General features: G+C 57.7%; 18 protein-coding genes, 1 tRNA gene, 2 rRNA genes and 1 pseudogene (1 of these 22 only partly in view). 12 read left to right on the forward strand and 10 right to left on the reverse strand.

Features of this window, described 5'->3' with window-relative positions; translation table 11 throughout:
• From RJ527_13910 to RJ527_13920, 3 genes are all read left to right on the forward strand, one after another.
• Window positions 1-937 (forward strand): 23S ribosomal RNA (locus RJ527_13910) (it extends 1,808 nt beyond the left edge of the window).
• A 127-nt stretch (window positions 938-1,064) separates the two neighbouring features.
• A 5S ribosomal RNA gene (gene rrf, locus RJ527_13915) occupies window positions 1,065-1,179 on the forward strand.
• Between the two features lie 105 nt (window positions 1,180-1,284).
• Window positions 1,285-1,361: transfer RNA gene (locus RJ527_13920), tRNA-Met, on the forward strand.
• A 440-nt stretch (window positions 1,362-1,801) separates the two neighbouring features.
• Here the strand turns inward: RJ527_13920 and RJ527_13925 are convergent.
• The 8 genes and pseudogenes from RJ527_13925 to RJ527_13960 all read right to left on the reverse strand — a co-directional run bounded on the left by RJ527_13925 (window position 1,802) and on the right by RJ527_13960 (window position 11,176).
• Window positions 1,802-1,984: pseudogene (locus RJ527_13925) on the reverse strand (MerR family transcriptional regulator).
• A 301-nt stretch (window positions 1,985-2,285) separates the two neighbouring features.
• Window positions 2,286-2,645 (reverse strand): copper-binding protein, encoded by a 360-nt coding sequence (locus RJ527_13930; GenBank protein ID WND75127.1) that lies wholly within the window; start codon window positions 2,643-2,645, stop codon window positions 2,286-2,288.
• A gap of 73 nt (window positions 2,646-2,718) precedes the next feature.
• Window positions 2,719-5,889, reverse strand: coding sequence for an efflux RND transporter permease subunit (locus RJ527_13935; protein ID WND75128.1), 3,171 nt, complete (start codon window positions 5,887-5,889; stop codon window positions 2,719-2,721).
• Complete coding sequence (locus RJ527_13940) at window positions 5,886-7,514, reverse strand: efflux RND transporter periplasmic adaptor subunit (protein ID WND75129.1); 1,629 nt, start codon at window positions 7,512-7,514, stop codon at window positions 5,886-5,888. Before RJ527_13940 ends, RJ527_13935 begins: the two co-directional genes overlap by 4 nt.
• Window positions 7,511-9,001, reverse strand: a complete 1,491-nt coding sequence (locus RJ527_13945) for a TolC family protein (protein WND75130.1) — start codon at window positions 8,999-9,001, stop codon at window positions 7,511-7,513. Before RJ527_13945 ends, RJ527_13940 begins: the two co-directional genes overlap by 4 nt.
• A 730-nt stretch (window positions 9,002-9,731) precedes the next feature.
• Window positions 9,732-9,995 (reverse strand): thioredoxin family protein, encoded by a 264-nt coding sequence (locus tag RJ527_13950; protein WND75131.1) that lies wholly within the window; start codon window positions 9,993-9,995, stop codon window positions 9,732-9,734.
• Between the two features lie 37 nt (window positions 9,996-10,032).
• Window positions 10,033-10,770 carry a MerC family mercury resistance protein gene (locus tag RJ527_13955; protein WND75132.1) on the reverse strand — a complete coding sequence of 246 codons (738 nt, stop codon included), beginning with the start codon at window positions 10,768-10,770 and terminating at the stop codon, window positions 10,033-10,035.
• Complete coding sequence (locus RJ527_13960) at window positions 10,757-11,176, reverse strand: heavy metal-responsive transcriptional regulator (GenBank protein WND75133.1); 420 nt, start codon at window positions 11,174-11,176, stop codon at window positions 10,757-10,759. Before RJ527_13960 ends, RJ527_13955 begins: the two co-directional genes overlap by 14 nt.
• Before the next feature lie 607 nt (window positions 11,177-11,783).
• On the opposite strand from RJ527_13960, the gene RJ527_13965 reads away from it, so the two are divergent.
• The 9 genes from RJ527_13965 (at window position 11,784) to RJ527_14005 (ending at window position 16,873) form a co-directional block, all read left to right on the forward strand.
• Window positions 11,784-13,202 carry a multicopper oxidase family protein gene (locus RJ527_13965; GenBank protein ID WND75134.1) on the forward strand — a complete coding sequence of 473 codons (1,419 nt, stop codon included), beginning with the start codon at window positions 11,784-11,786 and terminating at the stop codon, window positions 13,200-13,202.
• Between the two features lie 78 nt (window positions 13,203-13,280).
• Window positions 13,281-13,730, forward strand: coding sequence for a DUF411 domain-containing protein (locus tag RJ527_13970; protein ID WND75135.1), 450 nt, complete (start codon window positions 13,281-13,283; stop codon window positions 13,728-13,730).
• On the forward strand, window positions 13,727-14,176 hold the full coding sequence (locus tag RJ527_13975) for a c-type cytochrome (protein ID WND75136.1): 450 nt from the start codon (window positions 13,727-13,729) through the stop codon (window positions 14,174-14,176). The genes RJ527_13970 and RJ527_13975 overlap by 4 nt, the downstream gene beginning before the upstream one ends.
• Window positions 14,173-14,316, forward strand: coding sequence for a hypothetical protein (locus RJ527_13980; GenBank protein ID WND75137.1), 144 nt, complete (start codon window positions 14,173-14,175; stop codon window positions 14,314-14,316). Before RJ527_13975 ends, RJ527_13980 begins: the two co-directional genes overlap by 4 nt.
• Window positions 14,309-14,896, forward strand: coding sequence for a DsbE family thiol:disulfide interchange protein (locus tag RJ527_13985; GenBank protein WND75138.1), 588 nt, complete (start codon window positions 14,309-14,311; stop codon window positions 14,894-14,896). The genes RJ527_13980 and RJ527_13985 overlap by 8 nt, the downstream gene beginning before the upstream one ends.
• Window positions 14,893-15,453 carry a TlpA disulfide reductase family protein gene (locus RJ527_13990; GenBank protein WND75139.1) on the forward strand — a complete coding sequence of 187 codons (561 nt, stop codon included), beginning with the start codon at window positions 14,893-14,895 and terminating at the stop codon, window positions 15,451-15,453. Before RJ527_13985 ends, RJ527_13990 begins: the two co-directional genes overlap by 4 nt.
• Window positions 15,454-15,457: 4 nt before the next feature.
• On the forward strand, window positions 15,458-15,745 hold the full coding sequence (locus RJ527_13995; GenBank protein ID WND75140.1) for a hypothetical protein: 288 nt from the start codon (window positions 15,458-15,460) through the stop codon (window positions 15,743-15,745).
• Complete coding sequence (locus RJ527_14000; GenBank protein ID WND75141.1) at window positions 15,738-16,412, forward strand: SCO family protein; 675 nt, start codon at window positions 15,738-15,740, stop codon at window positions 16,410-16,412. Before RJ527_13995 ends, RJ527_14000 begins: the two co-directional genes overlap by 8 nt.
• A complete protein-coding gene (locus RJ527_14005; protein ID WND75142.1) occupies window positions 16,409-16,873 on the forward strand; it encodes a copper chaperone PCu(A)C in 465 nt (154 codons plus the stop codon). The genes RJ527_14000 and RJ527_14005 overlap by 4 nt, the downstream gene beginning before the upstream one ends.
• Window positions 16,874-17,005: 132 nt before the next feature.
• On the opposite strand, the gene RJ527_14010 is transcribed toward RJ527_14005, so the two are convergent.
• Both RJ527_14010 and RJ527_14015 read right to left on the reverse strand, forming a co-directional pair.
• Window positions 17,006-17,404 carry a YkvA family protein gene (locus RJ527_14010; protein WND75143.1) on the reverse strand — a complete coding sequence of 133 codons (399 nt, stop codon included), beginning with the start codon at window positions 17,402-17,404 and terminating at the stop codon, window positions 17,006-17,008.
• Between the two features lie 147 nt (window positions 17,405-17,551).
• The gene (locus RJ527_14015) at window positions 17,552-20,212 is read right to left on the reverse strand and encodes a TRAP transporter large permease subunit (GenBank protein WND75144.1); all 2,661 of its coding nucleotides are present in this window, start codon (window positions 20,210-20,212) and stop codon (window positions 17,552-17,554) included.
• Window positions 20,213-20,214: the final 2 nt, after the last annotated feature.

Consider the following 20,214-nt stretch of genomic DNA (forward strand, 5'->3'; position numbering starts at 1 on the left):
AGTTCCGACCTGCACGAATGGCGTAACGACTTCCCCACTGTCTCCAACATCGACTCAGCGAAATTGAACTCTCCGTGAAGATGCGGAGTACCCGCGGTTAGACGGAAAGACCCCGTGCACCTTTACTACAGCTTCAGAGTGGTATTAGGGAATGACTATGTAGGATAGGTGGGAGGCTATGAAGCATCGGCGTCAGCTGGTGTGGAGCCATCCTTGAAATACCACCTTTTTGTTCTCTGATATCTAACCGCGGCCCATGAACCTGGGTCCGGGACCCTCTGTGGCGGGTAGTTTGACTGGGGCGGTCGCCTCCTAAAGAGTAACGGAGGCGCGCGATGGTGGGCTCAAGCCGGTCGGACATCGGCTGTTGAGTGCAATGGCATAAGCCCGCCTGACTGCGAGAGCGACGGTTCGAGCAGAGACGAAAGTCGGTCATAGTGATCCGGTGGTCCCGCGTGGAAGGGCCATCGCTCAACGGATAAAAGGTACGCCGGGGATAACAGGCTGATCGCCGCCAAGAGTCCATATCGACGCGGCGGTTTGGCACCTCGATGTCGGCTCATCACATCCTGGGGCTGGAGCAGGTCCCAAGGGTTCGGCTGTTCGCCGATTAAAGTGGTACGTGAGCTGGGTTTAGAACGTCGTGAGACAGTTCGGTCCCTATCTGCCGTGGGTGTTCGAGACTTGAGAGGATCTGCCCCTAGTACGAGAGGACCGGGGTGGACGGACCTCTGGTGGACCTGTTGTGGCGCCAGCCGCATAGCAGGGTAGCTAAGTCCGGCCGGGATAACCGCTGAAAGCATCTAAGCGGGAAACCCTCCTCAAAACCAGGTCTCGCTTGAGAGCCGTGGAAGACCACCACGTTGATAGGCCGGGTGTGGAAGCGCAGTAATGTGTGAAGCTGACCGGTACTAATGGCTCGATTGATCTTGAGAACCCCTCCATACGTATGGATAAGCAAAACCCATACAGGGGAAACCGATACTCGGTATTCCCGACTTGCCAGACTGTTCTTGGAATATGCCCAACGAATATAACGAATATGCGCGAACCCGGTTTGACGACCTGGTGGTTATGGCGGAAGTGCCCCACCCGATCCCATCCCGAACTCGGCCGTGAAAGCTTCCAGCGCTGATGGTACTGCGTCTTAAGGCGTGGGAGAGTAGGTCGCCGCCAGGTCTTCAAACCGGGTTCCACCCAATTCCTCTTCATAATCTCCCGCGCAACCGCGCGGACCATTCCAGGCGCCGCAGGCGTCCCAGCACAGACAGTGCTATTCGGTGACGCGGGGTGGAGCAGCCCGGTAGCTCGTCAGGCTCATAACCTGAAGGTCGCAGGTTCAAATCCTGCCCCCGCAACCAATAAAAAACGCCCTAACCTCAACAGGTTATGGGCGTTTTTGTTTGGCCAAAGCACAGGCCCAAAAAGCCAGGGGTCAACCTATGGAAAGCAGGCGAAATCTGGGTTCTGCAAGGTTGAACAAGATCAAAGGGCGATGCGAAGGTGATTCAAATCTCGACGCAGAACCGATCATGACCCGTATGATGCGCTGTTCCGGGGTTAAGTCAATTGGGCTTGATACCGGCGGTGACCAAATGTGACGGTCTCAGCCCTTGCCCGAGCCCTTCTTCTACCGCAGTTCCCGAAACAGCGGCGTCGTACCGAAGGCCCTTGGCGTCAATGACTTGAGAACAATTATAAATGCGTCATAGGCCAATTTCTCGGACCAGACAAACATGAAGGCCGTGATGCCGGACATCGCAAATTGCAGGGGCAAGTTAGGCCACTAAAGACCGCAGAACTCCTCGATGGAAAAACCGAGTTCACGACCAAGCAGAATGAACCGCAGACGCGCCACTTGTGTATCGCCATAGCTGCGGTATCCCGTGGCAGTGCGCGGCGGTTCGGGCATCATGCCGATCATCTCGTAGTAGCGAATGGTCTCCAGGTTACTGTCCGTCCACAGCGCGAGTTCAGCGCGCATCAACCTCTTCCTGGAAACGTGATTACCCATGCAGACAAAAAACCTTTTGTACTTGCGGTTACTGCAGATCTTGCCTTAGTGGGTTTTAATCACGAAGTAAACAATGGAAGGTGAAGGGACGAAAGGTGGCAAAAGGTCATCACCCGACGAAATGCGTGATTATCCGTGATGGCCGCTTTTCGTCCCTAAGAGTCCTTGCTCAGCCCGGTTGCCCGCACGAGAGCCCTCATTCCCAGCTATTTAGATTCAGTCTCGTCAATTGGCGAATTCGAGACAGGTTGTAAGCGACGAATGCCTCGCCTCATCTTACGCTGGTAATAGCGTATCCCTTGCCTGATTGCACGAAGTCGAAATCGACGGTATTGCCGACATTGAGTTTTTCCAACAGGGTCTTATCAATGACCATGAAGCCCATCGTCATGGACGGCCAATTCAAGGTTGCGACGGGTTCGTGGGCCAACGTCACCATGCCACTGCTACCATCGACCTTGGTCACCTTACCCCTTGTGGAATGGACCGTTTGGTCGGCGACAGGTTTGTCCATCCTGTTGTTTTCCATGGTGCCCATTGGCATGTCGTTCATCATCTTTTGCTGAGCCGTGGCCGGGGCCGCGGCTATCGCCAGGATGGCGGCACAAACAACGATCCATGATGTCTTCATTGAATTCTCTCCTAAGGTTGGTGAAAAGTTACGAACTGGGTTACGGTACCGCCGGTTGACCTGAAGATGTTCATCACGCGGCATCGGCACGCGATGGAGCACGTTGGTCCGCCACCCGCCATCCTTTGCGCCGTCGGCGCATTAGGTAGTAGGCGGCGGGAATCACGAACATTGATAACAGAGGGGCGGTGATCATACCGCCGACCATCGGCGCGGCGATGCGCTGCATGACCTCACTGCCGGTCCCGACGCCCCACATGATCGGCAACAGGCCGGCCAAAATCACCGCCACCGTCATGGCTTTCGGCCGCACACGCAGCACCGCGCCTTCCCGAATGGCGTCGAGCAAGTCGTCCTCGCTTGTCAGACCTTGTTCAATCCGCGAGGACCATGCTTGCTTCAGGTACAGGAGCATGATGACGCCAAATTCGGCCGCCACACCCGCAAGCGCGATGAACCCAACCACACCCGCGACGGAAAGGTTGTATCCGAGGCCGTAAAGAAGCCAGATGCCGCCGACCAGTGCGAACGGCAGAGTGGCCATCAGCAGCAAGGCCTCGCCGAAGCTCTTGAAGGTCAGGTACAGCAGCACGAGGATGATCAGGAGCGTAAAGGGTACGACAACCTTGAGTTTGGCGCTCGCGCGCTCGAGAAACTCGAACTGTCCGGACCACGTAACCGAATACCCCGGCGGCAGATCGACCTGTTCGCTCACCCTTTGTTGCATTTCGCGAACTGCTGAACCGAGATCCCGCCCACGCAGGTCCACGTATACGAACCCGGCCAACCTAGCATTTTCGCTGCGAAGCATCGGGGGGCCATCGTTAATCCGGATGTCGGCGACGTCACCCAACACCAGTTGCTGGCCACGTGGCGTGACGATGGGCAGGGCACGAAGCCTGTCGAGAGAGTCGCGCGTCTCACGGGGATAACGCAGATTGATGGGATAGCGCTGTAACCCTTCGACCGTCTCACCAATATTCTTTCCCCCGATGGCGGAACTGACGACGGACTGAACGTCGGCGATATTCAACCCGTAGCGGGCGGAAAGCTCCCGCTTGATGTCCACATCGACGTACCGGCCACCTGTCATACGTTCGGCGAAGGCGCTGGTCACACCGGGCAGGTTCTTGACTGCCCGTTCAATTTCGCCGGTGAGCCTGTCTATGACCTTCAAATCGCTCCCGAGAACCTTGACACCAACCGGGCTCTTGATCCCGGTCGCCAGCATATCGATGCGGTTGCGGATGGGCGGTATCCAAATGTTCGTCAGTCCCGGCACACGCACGGTTCTGTCGAGCTCCTCGACGATTTTTTCGGACGTCATGCCGGCGCGCCATTCATCGCGGGGCTTGAATTGGATCGTCGTCTCGAACATCACCAGGGGGGCCGGGTCAGTGGCGGTGACCGCCCTGCCAGCTTTTCCGTATACGGTCGCGACTTCGGGGACAGTCTTTATCAGGCGGTCCGTCTGTTGCAGCAATTCGGCGGCCTTTCCCGCAGACAGGCCTGGAAGCGCCGTCGGCATGTAGAGCAGGTCACCTTCGTCGAGCGGCGGCATGAATTCGCTTCCGATGTGCTGCAAAGGCCATAGGCTGGCCGCAAAAAACAGAGCGGCTACAACGATGGTCGACTTGGGAAAGCGCAACACGATTTCAAGCATCGGCCGATAAACCGCGATCAGTCCGCGATTGATGGGGTTTTTGTGCTCATCGGGGATGCGACCGCGAATCAGATACCCCATCAGCACCGGGATCAACGTGACAGCCAAACCGGCGGCTGCAGCCATTGCATAGGTCTTGGTGAAGGCCAGGGGGGAAAATAGCCGACCCTCCTGCGCTTCGAGCGCGAAAACCGGTACGAACGACAGCGTGATGATCAGAAGCGAAAAGAACAAAGCCGGGCCAACCTCAGCCGCAGCATCTCCGATGACCCGCCACCTTGCTTCCCCTATCAAGGGTTTATCCGGATTTGCGTGACGCCAGTGTTCCAGGTGCTTATGGGCATTTTCGATCATCACCACAGCGGCATCGACCATTGCCCCGATGGCGATGGCGATCCCGCCCAGGGACATGATATTGGCGTTCACTCCTTGCCAGTTCATGACCATGAAGGCCGCAAGAATGCCGATCGGCAACGAGACGATCGCAACCAACGCTGACCGAAGATGAAACAGGAAAATCACGCAAACCGCCGCGACGACCAGAAACTCCTCAAATAGCTTGAAGCTCAAATTCTCGATGGCGCGTTCGATCAGGCCCGAGCGGTCATAGGTCGGAACGATCTCAACGCCGTCCGGAAGGCTCGATTTCAAGGCTTCCAGCCTGTCCTTGACGGCCTGGATGGTGGAAAGGGCGTTCTCGCCGGATCGCATTACGATCACGCCACCCACCGCTTCGCCCTCGCCGTCCAACTCGCCGATCCCGCGCCGCATTTCCGGGCCGATCTGGATATGCGCGACATCGTCCAAGACTACCGAGACACCGGCATCTGTCGTCATCAGCGGTATAGTCCGAAAATCATCCAGGGATTGAAGGTAGCCGGAAGTCCGCACCATGTACTCGGCCTCTCCCATCTCGAGAACCGAGCCCCCGGACTCTTGATTGGCCCGGCGAATGGCGTTCACGACACTTTCGTGTGGGATTCGATAGGCGGCCAGCTTGTCGGGATCCAGGACCACCTGATACTGGCGCACCATACCGCCGATCGTCGCCACTTCGGCCACGCCGGGGACCGTCTTGAGCTCGAATTTCAGGAACCAGTCCTGAAGGCTTCTGAGCTGCGCAAGATCGTGCCGCCCGGATTTATCGATCAAGGCATATTGATAAATCCAACCGACACCCGTGGCATCCGGCCCTAAAGCTGAATTGGCGCCGGGCGGCAGACGTGATTGAGCCTGGTTGAGGTATTCAAGAACCCGAGACCGTGCCCAATAAAGGTCGGTTCCATCTTTGAACAACACATACACATAACTGTCACCGAAGAAGGAGTAGCCGCGCACAACTGCGGCGCCAGGCACCGAGAGCATCGTGGTGGTGAGAGGATAGGTAACCTGGTTCTCCACGAGCTGTGGTGCTTGACCAGGCCACGTCGTCCGGATGATCACCTGGGTGTCGGACAGGTCCGGAAGCGCATCCAGAGGCGTGCGGGTCAATGAAATGATCCCCCAGGCGGTAAGCAGCAAAGTCGCAAGCAAAACCAAAAAGCGATTGGCGATCGACCAGTAAATCAGACGCGCGATCATTTCGACTCTCCCGTTGAGGTTCCATTCCGGGGCATCAGGGAAACGATCATTGGCGCATCTCCCTCTTGCAACTGGAACCTGATCTCAACCTCGTCGCCTCTCCGCACGTCCGACATCATGATTTGAGGGTTCAACTTGAAATCCATGGTCATCGCCGGCCATTGCAGGGCTTTGATCTCGGGATGCACCAAGGTCAGGGCATCCGCCGAAACGGCCTCGACACGTGCGGTCGTTTCATAGGTTTGGGTCGCATCGGATTCAGGCGTATCAAGTGGCGATGCGGACATGCGCGCTTCGACCCCTTTCAGACTGGCTTCTGAATCGATAAGAAACTGGCCGGATAAGACAACTTTCTGACCTTTTGACAGGCCCCGCAAAATCTCACTCCGGCCATTCTGCTCCCTGCCGACCTCAACTTCGGTAGGGCGGAATCTATTGTTGTCTTCGACCGCCATAACCAAGGTTCGCCGCCCTGTTCTGATCAGCGCTTCGGAAGGCACCAGCAAAACCTTTCTGCTTTGCTCATCCAGGAGACGCATCCGCACAAACATTCCTGGGACTAGAAGTTCCTCGGGGTTTGCCAATTCCAAACGCGCCTTACGTGTTCGGGTCGTGGGGTTCACCTCGGGCAGAAGAGCCTGCACCATTCCTTCGAATATCTTCCCAGGTAGCGCGGGAGTCTGCGCAGAGACAGGATTTCCCACGCGCAATTTTGCCACCTGGCTTTCCGGAACTTCAGCATGCGCCCACACCGTCGAAAGGTCGTTTATCCGGGCCAGCAACATTCCCGAATTGACCGTGCTTCCCTCTCGCGCCGCCAACTCGATGACGACGCCGTCATGCGGCGCGACGATGGTGGTACGCGCCTGTACCTTCCCCGTGCGCTCGACATTAGCGATCTGTCGGTCGTCCATGCCGGCTTGCCGCATACGTTGCAGGGAGGCCTCGATAAGAGGTTGAAGATCGCGTCCCCGCATGCGGCGGAGGCTCAGGTAGTCTTCCTGCACGGCAACCCAGTCGGGAACATAAAGTTCGAACAACGGCTGGCCCTTGGTGACGCGGTCTAGCGTCGCACGGACATGCAGTTTTTCGACAAACCCGGTCGCGCGGGCTTGGATGGCGGACTGACCGCGTTCGTTCCAGGCGATGGCGCCCACCGCCGAAACTTCCTGCGACAGGACGCCGTCAACGACCTCGCCAACGCGGAGGCCGAGATTTTGTTGGATACGCGGGCTCACGGTCACCGTTCCCGGATCGGAACCCTCGCCTCCGAAATACGCGGGGACGAGCATCATATCCATAAACGGCGACTTGGCCGGGGACTCGAACTTTTTCCCCGGCACCATAGGGTCGTGATAATAGAGAATCCGACGATCTGTCAGGGGGTCCATATCACCGGCCTTGAGGCCGCTTTCCATATGGCGGCGAGTCGCCTTCTCACCTTCGGGAATTCCCCAACTGGAAGGATCTTCCGGCGCCGAGACGGTCATCGCCTGTGCCGCTATCAGCCCGGTCGAGGGAGATTCGGACGTCGCGTGCGACATGCCGAGACGATAAAGCCCAAAGCCGCTCGCGGAGACCACGCTGATCGCGAGGAGGCTCATCGATATCTTTTTGCGGTTCATTGCCCCGGTTCCTTGTCGGATTTCGAATTGGTTGCATCGGCTGACAGATCGGGTTCAGGCATGAGAAACTCCAGCTGCGCCCATGTGGTCGCGGCTTGTTTCTCAATCCGGAGCCGCTCTAACTGGGTGTCGGTCTGCATGCGTCGAGCATCCAACACGGTCGCCAGAGCCCCTTTGCCGCCTCGGTATGCAGCAAGAGTTGCTTTGGATCTCTCGGCCGCCAGAGGAACTAACGACTGGTCGTAGCCCTGCAGTCTCTGCAGGTCGGCGCGCCAGGTCGCCAACATGCGCTCTACTTCAGAATGATGCTCACGGCGCATCTCCGCCCGTTTGGCCCGTATCTCGGCGACCTCATGTAGGCGAGCAGTGAGTTCCCGATCCTGGTGATTTTTTTGATTCCATTGTAGGGGTACTGAGGCACCGATTGAGACCATATCGCTGAAATTATCGCCTCTCTTGCTGAACATCAGCGACAGGCTCCAGTCGGCATCCTTTTCTTCCCTCGCTACCTTAACCGCAGCCAGCGCCACCCGTTCCTGTGCGCTTAAGATCTGAATGTCGGGATGAAAATCAATCTGATGCGCCATGTCATCCGTATTCAAACGGGTGCTGTTCACCGCCGGCATGGCTCCCAGCGGAAAATTCGCCGCATCTCCAACCCATCGTGCCAAGAGAGTAACGGCATTGCGGAGATCTGCCCGTGCTTCGTGAAGGCGATCCTCGATACGGACGATTTCTTCCCGGGCCGAGAAGACGTCCGTTTGGTCTCCCCGGGCGCTTCGATAGGCGGTTTCCACCGCTTCGGCCGTGAGCACGGCTTCATCACGTTGGCGTTCAATCAGTTCCAATATTTGCTGTTGATATAAGCGGCCGAACCAGGCGCGTGCGGTTTCCGAGCGGAGCCGCGCCAGTTCCACGGATCGCATTACCGACGCTAATTCGGCCTCGCGCTCAAATCGCTCGCGTCGGGCATCCCTTTTGTCGCTTCCGGTGAATGTCTGCGTAACGCCGACCGACCGCATTGTCATAAAGTCGTCGGTCAGGGTATAGCGCTTCGAACCGGTGACAGGCAGATTGTCAACCGAGAACCGGAGAACCGGGTCGGGCAGACTGCCCGCCGACACTGCCCGTTCCTGGGATGACCGGCCCTTGGCATCTTGAGCCTGCAAATTGAATGAACGTTCTTCCGCCAACCGAAGGGCGTGATCAAAGGTCAATTCCGCTGCAAGTTCAGGCGCCTGTGCGAACGGCTCCTCGGGAAAACTGATCGTTAACGCGGCGACGGCAACAAGAAGACTTGAAAAGCCGCGGAAGGATTGAGCGAGAAAAGTGGGGGGGGCTTTGGCTTTCCGTGGGGGCTCTTCACCCTTCGACATTGGGACAGCGGCCAGGAGTTCGTGATTTTCCGCGACGCCATGAGATGGTGGCACAAGTGTGACTAGGGTAAGCTCGGGCATCCCCGGAGCCAACCTCTTGATGGTGGACATATTGTTTGACCCTTCTTGGCGGACGGCTATCGAATGCCGCCGGAAACGGTGCACGCATACGCGAGGCTAACGACCAGGCTCAGGCCCGGTCCAAGGCACGCGCAGAGATCATCGAAGGATCAGGTTCGTGGGGGAGGGAATAAAAGACCGATTGCCCACGAGCGCAGGTATTCGGCTTTAACGATTCGAAGCGCGATGGTCTCCTGATCTGGAAATTCGTGCGTTGATGCACCAATGATCAAGGGAACAAGACAGGTTGAAACGCAAAACTCAGGCGGGCAAGATTGTTCCGGCGCGCAACAAGAACCTTCCGCTTCTCCGTTTCGGGCCGCATCGTTCTGACAGCTGATGACGTCCACTTGGCCAACGCTGGCGCCGCCTGATGTCGATAATCTATCCGAGTCCGCCCACGCAGCGACCACAGGTGGAAGCAACAAGGCAGATACCAGTATAATCGCTGAGATCAGTCGAGGGAAAAGTCGCATCAGGTTTACAGAGCCAACAATCTGAAGCAGGGGAGGCAGTAGGCACGATATCAAATTTTTTTCGCAGCGCACCATCTTTGTTTTCGCAGAGCATCATATTTTTGTGACCGGACGACAACGTCATCGCATCGGACTGGAAAACGGACCAATCCATGGGGTCGAGCAAGAAGTAGACCCATTATTACGATATTCAAGGTGCCGAAGATCAAATGCCAGAGGCCAATGACATATTCGCCCATGCGGGGCTATGGTTGCCCTATTCCTGCGATTCGAAGGGCGTCTTCGGTCACGCCTCGCCCGGCACAACATGAGGCCAGAACGCCATTCACCGCCACGGCGGGAAGCGAGCGCACGCCAAGCTCCTTGGCCCTGGCCGCCACGTTTGTGTCTTTCATGTCGAGGATAGATACCTCGCAATTCGAACAGGCCATCTGATGGACTATTTCAATGGTTTCTTCGCACAGGCCGCAACCCGCGCTGAAGACTTCAATCTTGCGTTTGTCTGACATCGTTTTATCTCCTTTGTTGATTCTCGAAATGACCAATTCAGCCGAGAGTGCCCACACAAGCGGGACACTCGGCCTCTTGGCCGGGTTGATGATTCCGTCGCATCGGCCAGGTGTTCCACAAGGATGCTGCGACAAGCACGCCAAGGCCGGCCCACATGGCCAGATCGCTGTCGAAGCCGAACTTGCCGATCATTACGATCCCTGCGCCGATAACACCCAAGCCAAACGGGCCGTAGCCGCGTCGGGTTCGCGCGCGGTAGGCCAATGCAACAACGGCAATGGCGAGGAACGTGCCGGTCAGCGGCAACAGGTACGGCGTATAGTCGATGAACCCGATACCAAGGCTGCTGAGCAAACCGGCATATGCAGGCCAACACGCGGGGCAGGCGAGTTTCGGGAGTAAGGCGGCGCCGATGGATGGCACCATGGCCGCATTTAAGCGAAAGGCCCCGGGGGACTTGTCGGATGCAAAATTTGGTGTCAGTGCCGCCACAATCTGATCGAGCGGCGGCACGCCACGCGCATCACCTTCCAACGTATAGATCCGGCAACATGAACTCGCTTCTTCAAGGGAAAGGCCTGATACATCCTCACCATCGACCAAGATCGTCGGCGAGCCATAGAAACGGACATGATCCGGCGCACCAGAGTCACTGACCTCCCATTCCGACCAAACGGGGGCCACGCCGGCAGCGCCAAACGCCGCGATCAACTGTTTGCGGGCGGCCGCGATATTCGGACATGACTTTTCATAGACAAATTCAACGGCCGGCATTTAAAGGCTCTTTCCTGGCTTCCAGGGCATCAAGGATCGGACATTCGCTCACCGGCCCTGTGCTGGGGCATGCATGCGTCCATATCCTGAGGATATCCCGCATCCTCGACAGGACATCGATCTTGTCCTCGATCTCGCTGAGTTTCCCCAGCGCTCGGTCGCGAACATCACTGCATGACGCGCCGGGGTCTGCCTTGAGAGAGAGAAGGTCTCCGATGTCCCGCAAGGTGAACCCGACATCCTGAGCGCGCTTGATAAACCGGATATGCCGAACGACGTCCGGCGCATATTTCCGATAGCCATTCGCATCCCGGTCAGGCGTTTTAATCAATCCCTGCTGTTCATAGTAACGCAGCGTTTCAACGCTTACGCCGCCTTGCCTGGCGACATCTCCGATGTTCAGCATTTCGGTGTCTCCATCGATTCCGGACACGATAACCCCTGTAGTATACTTCAGGGTCAAGGCCGAATTTTGCCTTGATCCGGCCATGATTGATGGCAACACTCTCCAACCATGAGACGTCTGTTACGATCCCGCCTTCTAGTTTTTACCCTGCTGCTCGCGGTGGGCGTGGGATCCGTCGTCTCCGTGGTTCAGGCAGGGCAAATGCGTGTCGATATGGCCACGGCGGGGGATACCCAAGGGGCCAGCGGCGACAACTGCACTGCCTGCGGTACCGGTGATGACAGCACAAAGATGTCGATGGATTGTGCATCGGCCTGTCATCTGTCCGCTGTCGATATGGTCGATGCTCTCGCAGCCGTTGGCATGATCGATGACCGGACGTATCACCTAGACCGTAGGCAATTCGCTCGGTCTTCTGGGCCACTTCTCGACCCGTCTCCCCCTAAATCCATTCTCGGTTAGAGCGCTGCTGGCGGAAGCTTCCGCTTTTGCTGGACATCGCTCCTAGGTCCGCCTCCTCGGTCCGAGGTAGGTGGCATTACGTCGGAACAGGCCTATCCGCCTGTCCACGCCCATACCCGAGAATGGAAATCATTCAATGCAAAACATGTTTATCGACGGCCTGTCGCGCCGTTCCTTCCTTGCCGCCGCCGGTGCCGCGGCAGGCATGGCCGCCGTACCCGCCTGGGCTGTGTCTTCGCCCCCCGGTCGTCAATTCGATCTGACCGCGTCCCCCGGCGATACCCACTTAATTGACAGTGACGGGGCCAAAACCAAGGTCTGGTCTTACAACGGCCGCGTGCCTGGCCCGGAAATCCGGGTACGCCAAGGCGAACGCCTGCGTGTAGCCGTGCGCAACGACCTGACCGAAGAGACGACGGTCCATTGGCATGGGCTGCGCGTGCCCAACGCCATGGACGGCGTGCCGCACCTGACGCAGAAGCCCATCGCACCCGGCGAAACCTTCGTCTACGAGTTCGATGCACCCGACGCTGGAACCTATTGGTACCACCCCCACCAACGCAGTTTTGAGCAGGTCGGGCGGGGACTTTACGGCCCTTTGATCATCGAAGAGCCGAACCCGCCCCAAGTCGACCGCGATGTGACTTGGGTGCTCGATGACTGGCGATTGTTGAAAGATGCGCAGATCAGCGAGGATTTCGGCAACCGCCACGACATGAGCCACGCCGGGCGTATCGGTAACACTGTTACCGTCAATGGCCGGATCACGGACGTGTTCGAAGCCCGCGCTGGCGAACGCATTCGCCTGCGCCTGATCAATGCCGCCAACGCCCGTATCTTCGGCCTGGAATTCGAAGGCCATGCCCCCTGGGTCATCGCCTATGACGGCCAGCCGGTGGATCCGCATCAGGTGGCGGGGCGGCTGGACATCGGGCCGGCCATGCGGATCGATTTGATTCTCGACCTGACCGGAAATCCGGGTGATGCCTTCGCCGTCAGGGACACCTTCTATCAGCGCTTACAGTACCGATTGCTGGATGTCGTCTACGGTCCCAAGCGGCTGCGGGAAAAGCCGATGCGTGAGGTTGCGATACTGCCTGCAAACACCCTTCCGGAACCTGACCTGGCTTCTGCCGAGCGCCATCAAATTGCGTTCGGCGGCGGCATGATGGGTGGCATGTCCATGGCTAAGATGGGCGGGCGTGAGGTCGGCATGATGGAGATGATGCGGAACGGCAAGGCCTGGACAGTCAATGGCATTGCCGCAACGGGTCACATCATGGATCCCATTCTGACGCTTGCGCGGAACCGTTCCTATATCCTGGCTCTGGACAACCAAACGGCCTGGCACCATCCCATCCATCTGCATGGACATTCGTTTCGCGTGATCAGCCGAAACGGTCAGCCGACCCGCCACAAGGAGTGGCAAGACACTGTTCTGATGGCGCCGCGCGAACAGGTCGAGATCGCCTTCGTCGCCGACAATCCCGGCGGCTGGATGTTCCATTGCCACATCTTGGAACATCAGGCCGGCGGCATGATGGGCGTCATTCAGGTGGCCTGAGCCAATTCCCTACGTAATCGAGATGCCGGAGATTGGTTTGGCGTCCCTCCCACCAAAATTCTGGAAAGTGACAGAATCATGTTTACACGAATCCCCTTTCTCGGCGCCGCCTTGGCAGCCTTTATCGCCGTATCCGTTCCCGTACCTTCGCAGGCAGCTGAACGACCGGATGCAACCCTCATCAAGAACCCGCAGTGCGGCTGCTGCGAAAGCTACGCAGATTACCTACGCCAGAACGGCTTCAAGGTGACGGTAAAGGCATCCCACGACCTTACCTTGATGAAGCGTGAGATGGGTGTGCCCGATGACTTCTCGGGCTGTCACACCATGGCACTCGACAAATACGTGGTCGAAGGCCACGTCCCTGTTTCCGCCATCGACAAGCTGCTGGCCGAACGCCCGGACATTAAGGGAATTTCTCTTCCGGGCATGCCGCAGGGATCGCCTGGGATGTCAGGTGCCAAATCCGCGCCCTTTACCGTCTATCAGTTCGGTCAAGGGCCGGTAAAAATCTTCGCGGTCGAATGATGGAAGATTTGAAACCGAAGGCTTTAGTGCTGGTTGCGGCGGCCGTCGGGGTGATCTCCCCGACGGTTGCCGCGCAGACTTCCGAGAGCGGAAATTTTGCCCAGGGTCGCGCGCTCTACCAAACTCATTGCGCCAGTTGTCATGGCAAAAATTTGGAAGGGCAGGCCGATTGGCAGATCCGCCTGCCGAATGGCCGTCTGCCGGCTCCGCCGCATGACCGGACGGGTCATACCTGGCACCACCCGGATGAACACCTCTTTCGAATAACCAAGTTCGGAATCGTCCCACCGTTGGCGCCGGAGGGATACGAAAGCGACATGCCGGCGTTCGGCGATGTCCTTTCGGACGATGAGATTTGGTCCGCACTCAATTTCATCAAAAGTACCTGGCCGGACCGTTTTCAGCGCCGGCAACAGGACGTCACCAGGAGGGCGAAAAAGCAATGAACAATATGATGGGAACCGATTGTCCCATGGGTTGGGGCATGATCCTGGCGGGCGGACTGGCCGCCGGACTTGCATTGCTGATCGCGGTTGCGTTGATCAAGTATCTATTCACCCGTGGCGGGGAAAACCGCCATGAATGAGCTGTCTCTTGAGACCGAACAACGGCGCCGACCAGTACTCTTATTCTGGGGCCCGGTTGTCGTGTTCACGGGCCTGGCCGTGGCGTTGGGTTGGGGATTGACGCGCGATCCGAAAGTGCTGCCCTCGGCCTTGATCGACAAGCCGGTGCCTGAGTTCAATCTGCCGCCGGTCAAAGGCCGAACCTTTGGGTTAGCCTCGGTGGATCTGGTTGGCGAGGTGTCGATCGTCAACGTGTTCGCGTCCTGGTGCCTGCCGTGTAAGGCAGAGCATCCGGTCTGGATGGGGCTCCAGGCCCGGAACGGCGTGCCCATCCACGGGCTAAATTACAAAGACACGCCCGAGGACGCCTCGGCTTGGCTCAACCGGCTTGGCGATCCATACAAACGGACGGGTGCCGATCTGGACGGCCGTGTCGCCATCGACTGGGGCGTCTACGGCGTGCCTGAAACGTTTATTGTCTCCGCCGACGGGCGTATCGCCTACAAACACGTGGGAGCCGTAACAAAGGACATCGTGTACGGCAGGCTTATGCCCATCGTTGATCGCCTGCGGCGAGAAATCAAAGGAGCAAAGCCATGACCGGCATGACGCGACGCCGGGCCATGACGCTGATGGCGGCGGCATCCTTGGTGATGCCGGCTGCCGTCGCAAGTGCTGCGGGAACGGTGAAGGCCTTTAGCCTGAACGATGCACCACTACCAATGCCGGAGGTCACATTCGTGTACGAAGACGGCCGGCCCGGGGCTCTCGCGGACTTCCGGGGGAAACATGTACTGCTGAATGTCTGGGCGACGTGGTGTCCACCCTGCCGTGAGGAGATGCCGACGCTTGACCGCCTGCAGGGCCTTCTGGGCGGTGATGACTTTCATGTCTTGCCGCTTTCGATCGACCGGGCCGGGGTAAAGGTCGTGCAGGATTTCTATGCCAAGACTGGCATCGAGAACCTGAAAATCTACGTGGATCAGAATGCACAGGTCATGCGTGCCCTGAAGTTGGGCGGTTTGCCGACAACCTTTCTAGTCAGCCCAAGCGGGCAGCAACTGGGTCGATTGGTCGGCCCCGCGGAATGGGATGCGCCGGAACTGATAACCCTGTTCCGGGACCGGATTACGGAGGCAAAAAAACAAAGGAGATAGAACGATGAAGGATGGTCAACAAACGATGCCCGAGGTTTCAGTCGCACAACGCGCAGTCAACAAGATCTGGCCCTATGTTACCGGACGCCGTGGCTGGATTTTGTTCGGGCTCACCGCCATCGGTGGCGGTCTGGCCATGAACTGGGGCACGGTGGTCGCGCTAGGTTTGGCGCCGCTTTTGCTCGGTGTGCTTCCTTGTGTCGCCATGTGCGCGTTGGGCATGTGCATGAGCGGAGGAAGCGGACAATGTTCGTCCAAGACAGAGGAGAAGGGTAAGGCAGACGATGTCTGAAACCTCGACCCGTGTATCGAAGGATAGCCGCCGCCTACGGGTTGTGCGTTGGACGGCTTGGGGATTTGTCCTGATCACGGCCATGGCGGCGGCCGGTATCGCCGGCTGGCGTACCTTTAAACCGGAACCACCATTGCCTACGGCACGGCAACTCGGCCAGGCTATGATCAAAAGCCAATTCACACTTACAGATCATCACGGTCGTACTGTCACAGAGCAGGACTTCCATGGACGATGGCAGTTGGTGTTTTTTGGCTTCACATTTTGTCCCGACGTCTGCCCGACCACCCTTTCGGTCATGGCTCAGGTTCTGGATACTTTAGGGGATGACGCGAAAAGATTGGCCCCGCTGTTCATCACCGTCGACCCGGAGCGCGACACACCCGAGGTCTTGGCGGAATATGTCGGAGCCTTCCACCCAAACATCGTAGGCCTCACCGGCACCTCTGAGCAGATTAAGCAGGCCGCAAAGTCATTCCGGATCTTTTACGGTAAAACCGAAAAAGCCGAGGCGCCGGGTGGCTATGTCATGGGACATTCGGGATACATGTACCTGATGACACCGGAGGGTATGTACGACGCCGTGTTCTCGGAAAACCTTCACCCGCCGGAGAAAATCGCGATTGAAATCCAAAAACGCCTACAAAACGAAAGTCCCCAAAAATGAACCCACTTAAATTGAGTCTACTCGCCTTCATTGCCGCCTTCACTCTGCTGGCACAGGCAGGCGGCGCGTCGGCAGAGGACGCTTCTATTGTCATTGAGAAACCGTGGGCGCGGGCGTCTATCCTCCAATCACGGCCGGGTGCCGCCTATTTGACGATCCGTAATACCGGCACGAAACCGGATCAACTTCTGAAAGTTACGTCGCCTGCTGCAGGCATGGTGATGATCCATGAATCCAGCGTCTCGGAAGGTGTTGCGCAAATGCAAGGCCGCGACGAGGTCACAATCGCGCCCGGCGCCGAAGTGATCTTTCGCCCGGGCGGGCTGCACCTCATGCTCATGAACTTGCGCGAGAAACTACGAAAGGGAGAGGAACTGATTTTGACTTTGGAGTTCGAGCACGCCGGAAAAATCGACATCATAATGCCGATCCTCGGGCTCGGAGCGACCGGCCCGGAATGACGCGGGGTTTATCCTTTTACGTCACTTTCCTGTTTGAAGCTCCACCACAATCAATCTCAATAAGCTTACTTTCGGCCGGGGTTGGCTAAAAAAGCAGACAATTGAGAACTCGTCTGTGAGCAGTGGTTCTGATCAAGAACGGGCATCACCGGCTAAGATCAGCCACTGATATGTCCACCATGAAAACGCTACGGCAGCACCAATCCATATAGCTGCTACGATGCCGGTAACTGACCAGTGAGACGCGGGGCGGGAAGCGGATTCGGCCGCCTGCCGAAATTCGATCATCAGATGCGGTGGGATAAGACGAATGGCTAGGAGAATACCGAGCGGCAAAAGCAGCAGGTCATCCACATACCCCAAGACCGGGATAAAATCGGGGATCAGATCAATTGGACTCAATGCATATACTGCAACGGCAAGGGCGATGCCTTTGGCGTGCCATGGCGTGCGAGGGTCGCGAGCTGCGATATACAAGGCAATAACGTCACGCTTGCATCGTTGAGCCCATTCTTTGACTGCTTGCCACATCGTATCTTATCCGTTGTATTTTAGACAAACCAACACGCACTCTCTAGAACACCACTCCTCGGAGACGGATCAATTTTCCGATGAACTATGGATGTCAGAGGCTATAACAAGCCCGCTCAAAATACGGCGATTCAACATCGAGATATCTTAAAAATTCAGATAAATGTCCCGGGGTGTCGCAACGCAATTGGAAATTTCCAATGCCACGCGATCTGAAAGCCTCGAACGCCCCCGGATTCCGATGGTTTCCGCGATGGCGACCTCATAAGCCATTAAGCCGCCCAAGACTTCTTGCGCCGCGCGGGTGCGCCAAACCCGTTCCTTAGCGACAACAGCAAGTGCGCCTTGAACCTTTTCAGTAATCGCGGTGCGAGCGGTCGGGTCAGCACGCAAAATCCGGCGCGTTTGAGTTAAGGCATTATCTATTTCCGTGGAACGGTGGACCAGGGCTGCCTGGCCATAGGCTGTTTTCAATCGATCTGTCAGATCGTCCGCGGGCATCACCTCGACATTATCTTTTAACTCTTGCAAAGCCATTTGGATGGACTCCAGCAGATCTCCGTCATTGATCGCCTGGATCGCTTCGACCACGGGGGCATGGGCCGCATCAACGGTTCGCCGATAACGAATACGTGCGTCATGGTGAGCTTTTAGCTTAGCCGCCATGTCGGTCCGCACATCTGTCCAATCTGCCGGAAGTCGGGCTGCTAGTTCGGCGCGTTCCTTTGTCAGAGCCTTTATGCGCTCTTCTGCCCGCTGGCCTTCCTCGGACGAGGCAGCCCTACTGGCCCAGGAAGCGATAGCCCGGTTTTGCTCGATCTTCTTATCGATCCGCCGAATATCGCGTTCGATCCGCCGCACCCTGTCGTGGACCGGCCGGTAGGTCTGCGCCGCCGTGTGTATCGCCGCAGCGGTTTCGGTGATTTGTTTCATCGTCGGAAACGCATTTTCTGCTTTCTCGAAGCTGCTTATTAGTTCGTTCTGAAGGGATGAAGGAAGTCCCTCCAGATTGATGTTCCGGGCTTTGCCGATGGCTTGCCTTATGGTCGTCCCGTTTGTTTGAAATTCGTCTCTGACAAACTCTTCCATGCAGTACTGAAGCCGAGGATTGGTTGGCGGCGGTGAAGTCTCCGCCCCGAGCGAAACACGGGTCGGAAGATAGGTCACCAAGGTCGGATAGGCCGCAACCACACCAAGGACCAGCAACTGAATGGCGATAAAGGGCACAACGCCCTTGTAGATGTCGAGCGTACGGACGCCTTTCGGCGCGACCCCGCGCAAGTAGAAGAGTGCAAAACCGAAGGGAGGCGTCAGAAACGAGGTCTGAATGTTCAGCGCGATCATAACACCGAACCAGACAGCGGCGACGTTTGCCGCGGGGTCGGTCAGCAGAATCGGCGCGATGATCGGGACGACAACCACGGTGATTTCCAGGAAGTCGAGGAAAAATCCGAGGACGAAAATGATGATCATAGAGACCGCGAACTGACCCCAAAACCCGCCCGGCAGGCCACGCATAAAATCACGCACCAGGTCCTCGCCGCCGAACCCCCGGAATGCTGCTGTCAGCATGACCGCACCGATCAGGATGGCGAACACCAATGAGGTCGTCTTGGTCGTGTCCTCCAACACACGCTTTAAGGTGCCGCCGGTTGCCCATGTGCGCCAGAGGCTCCAACCGAGGGCGATGGCGAGTGCGCTTGAGGCGACCGCGGCGAGCACAATGCCCACAATGTCCGCTGTGCCTTCGATCTTTCGTAGATTGACGTGGAAAAAGGCATTGATGATGCCGAGCGCAACCAGGGCAGAGATGGCCAGTAGGGTCGGCCAGAAGGCATCACGCTGACCTTCACGCAGGCGGTATCCAGCCATCATGGCCGCCCCGGCGGCACCGACGGCACCGGCCTGATTGACCGTGGCGACACCGGTGATGATCGAACCAAGAACCAAAAGAATAAGGGTCAGGGGTGGGGCCAGGGCGATGAGCAGCGCCGCAACGGCATTCTTGCCAGAGGTATCTGTATGCCTGTGCACCGGTGCCAGGTCTGGCCGCAGATAGGCCGCGACGAGGATATAGAGGACATAGAGGGCGATAAGGACCAATCCCGGCACGAGAGCGCCCATGAACATCTCGCCTGCGCTGACCGATGGCACATCGAACGGGCTCGGCATCAGCAGGTCACCTGTCACGGTTTTGTACAGGGCCCGCCGGGCGGCGTTGGCTTCGTTGACGGCGGTGGTCAGTTGGTGGACCAGGATTAGCAAGACGATGGATGGTGGGACGATCTGGCCCAGCGTGCCCGTGGCTGCGACAATGCCCGTCGCCATGGGCTTGGAATAGCGGTTCCGTAACATGGTCGGCAACGAAATCATGCCCATGGCGATTACCGTCGCGCCGATCACGCTGGTGGTTGCCGCCAGCAAAGCGCCGACCAGGACGACCGAGACGCCGAGCCCGCCACGCACCGTGCCAAACAGACGCGCCATGGCAACGAGAAGGTCTTCGGCGACGCGCGACTTTTCCAGCATCAGGCCCATGAAGATGAACAACGGCACGGCGATCAACACATCCGTCCCATCATTGTTATAAATTCCCCGAATGTTCATCGCTCCAGCGGACAGCCATTCGCTAGGGCCACCGCCGTGGATAAAGAATGCATCCGGGTTTCCGGTAACCGCCAGGCCGGCGAACGCGGCCAGGCCGACGGCGACGATCGCCGAACCCGGAATGGCAAATGCGACGGGAAAGCCCGAGCCGAGGGCGACGGCCAACATCACGACCAGTAGGACGAGGAAGAAGAGTTCCATCC

Source organism: Thalassospiraceae bacterium LMO-SO8 (assembly GCA_031655335.1).
Classification (GTDB): domain Bacteria; phylum Pseudomonadota; class Alphaproteobacteria; order Rhodospirillales; family Casp-alpha2; genus UBA1479.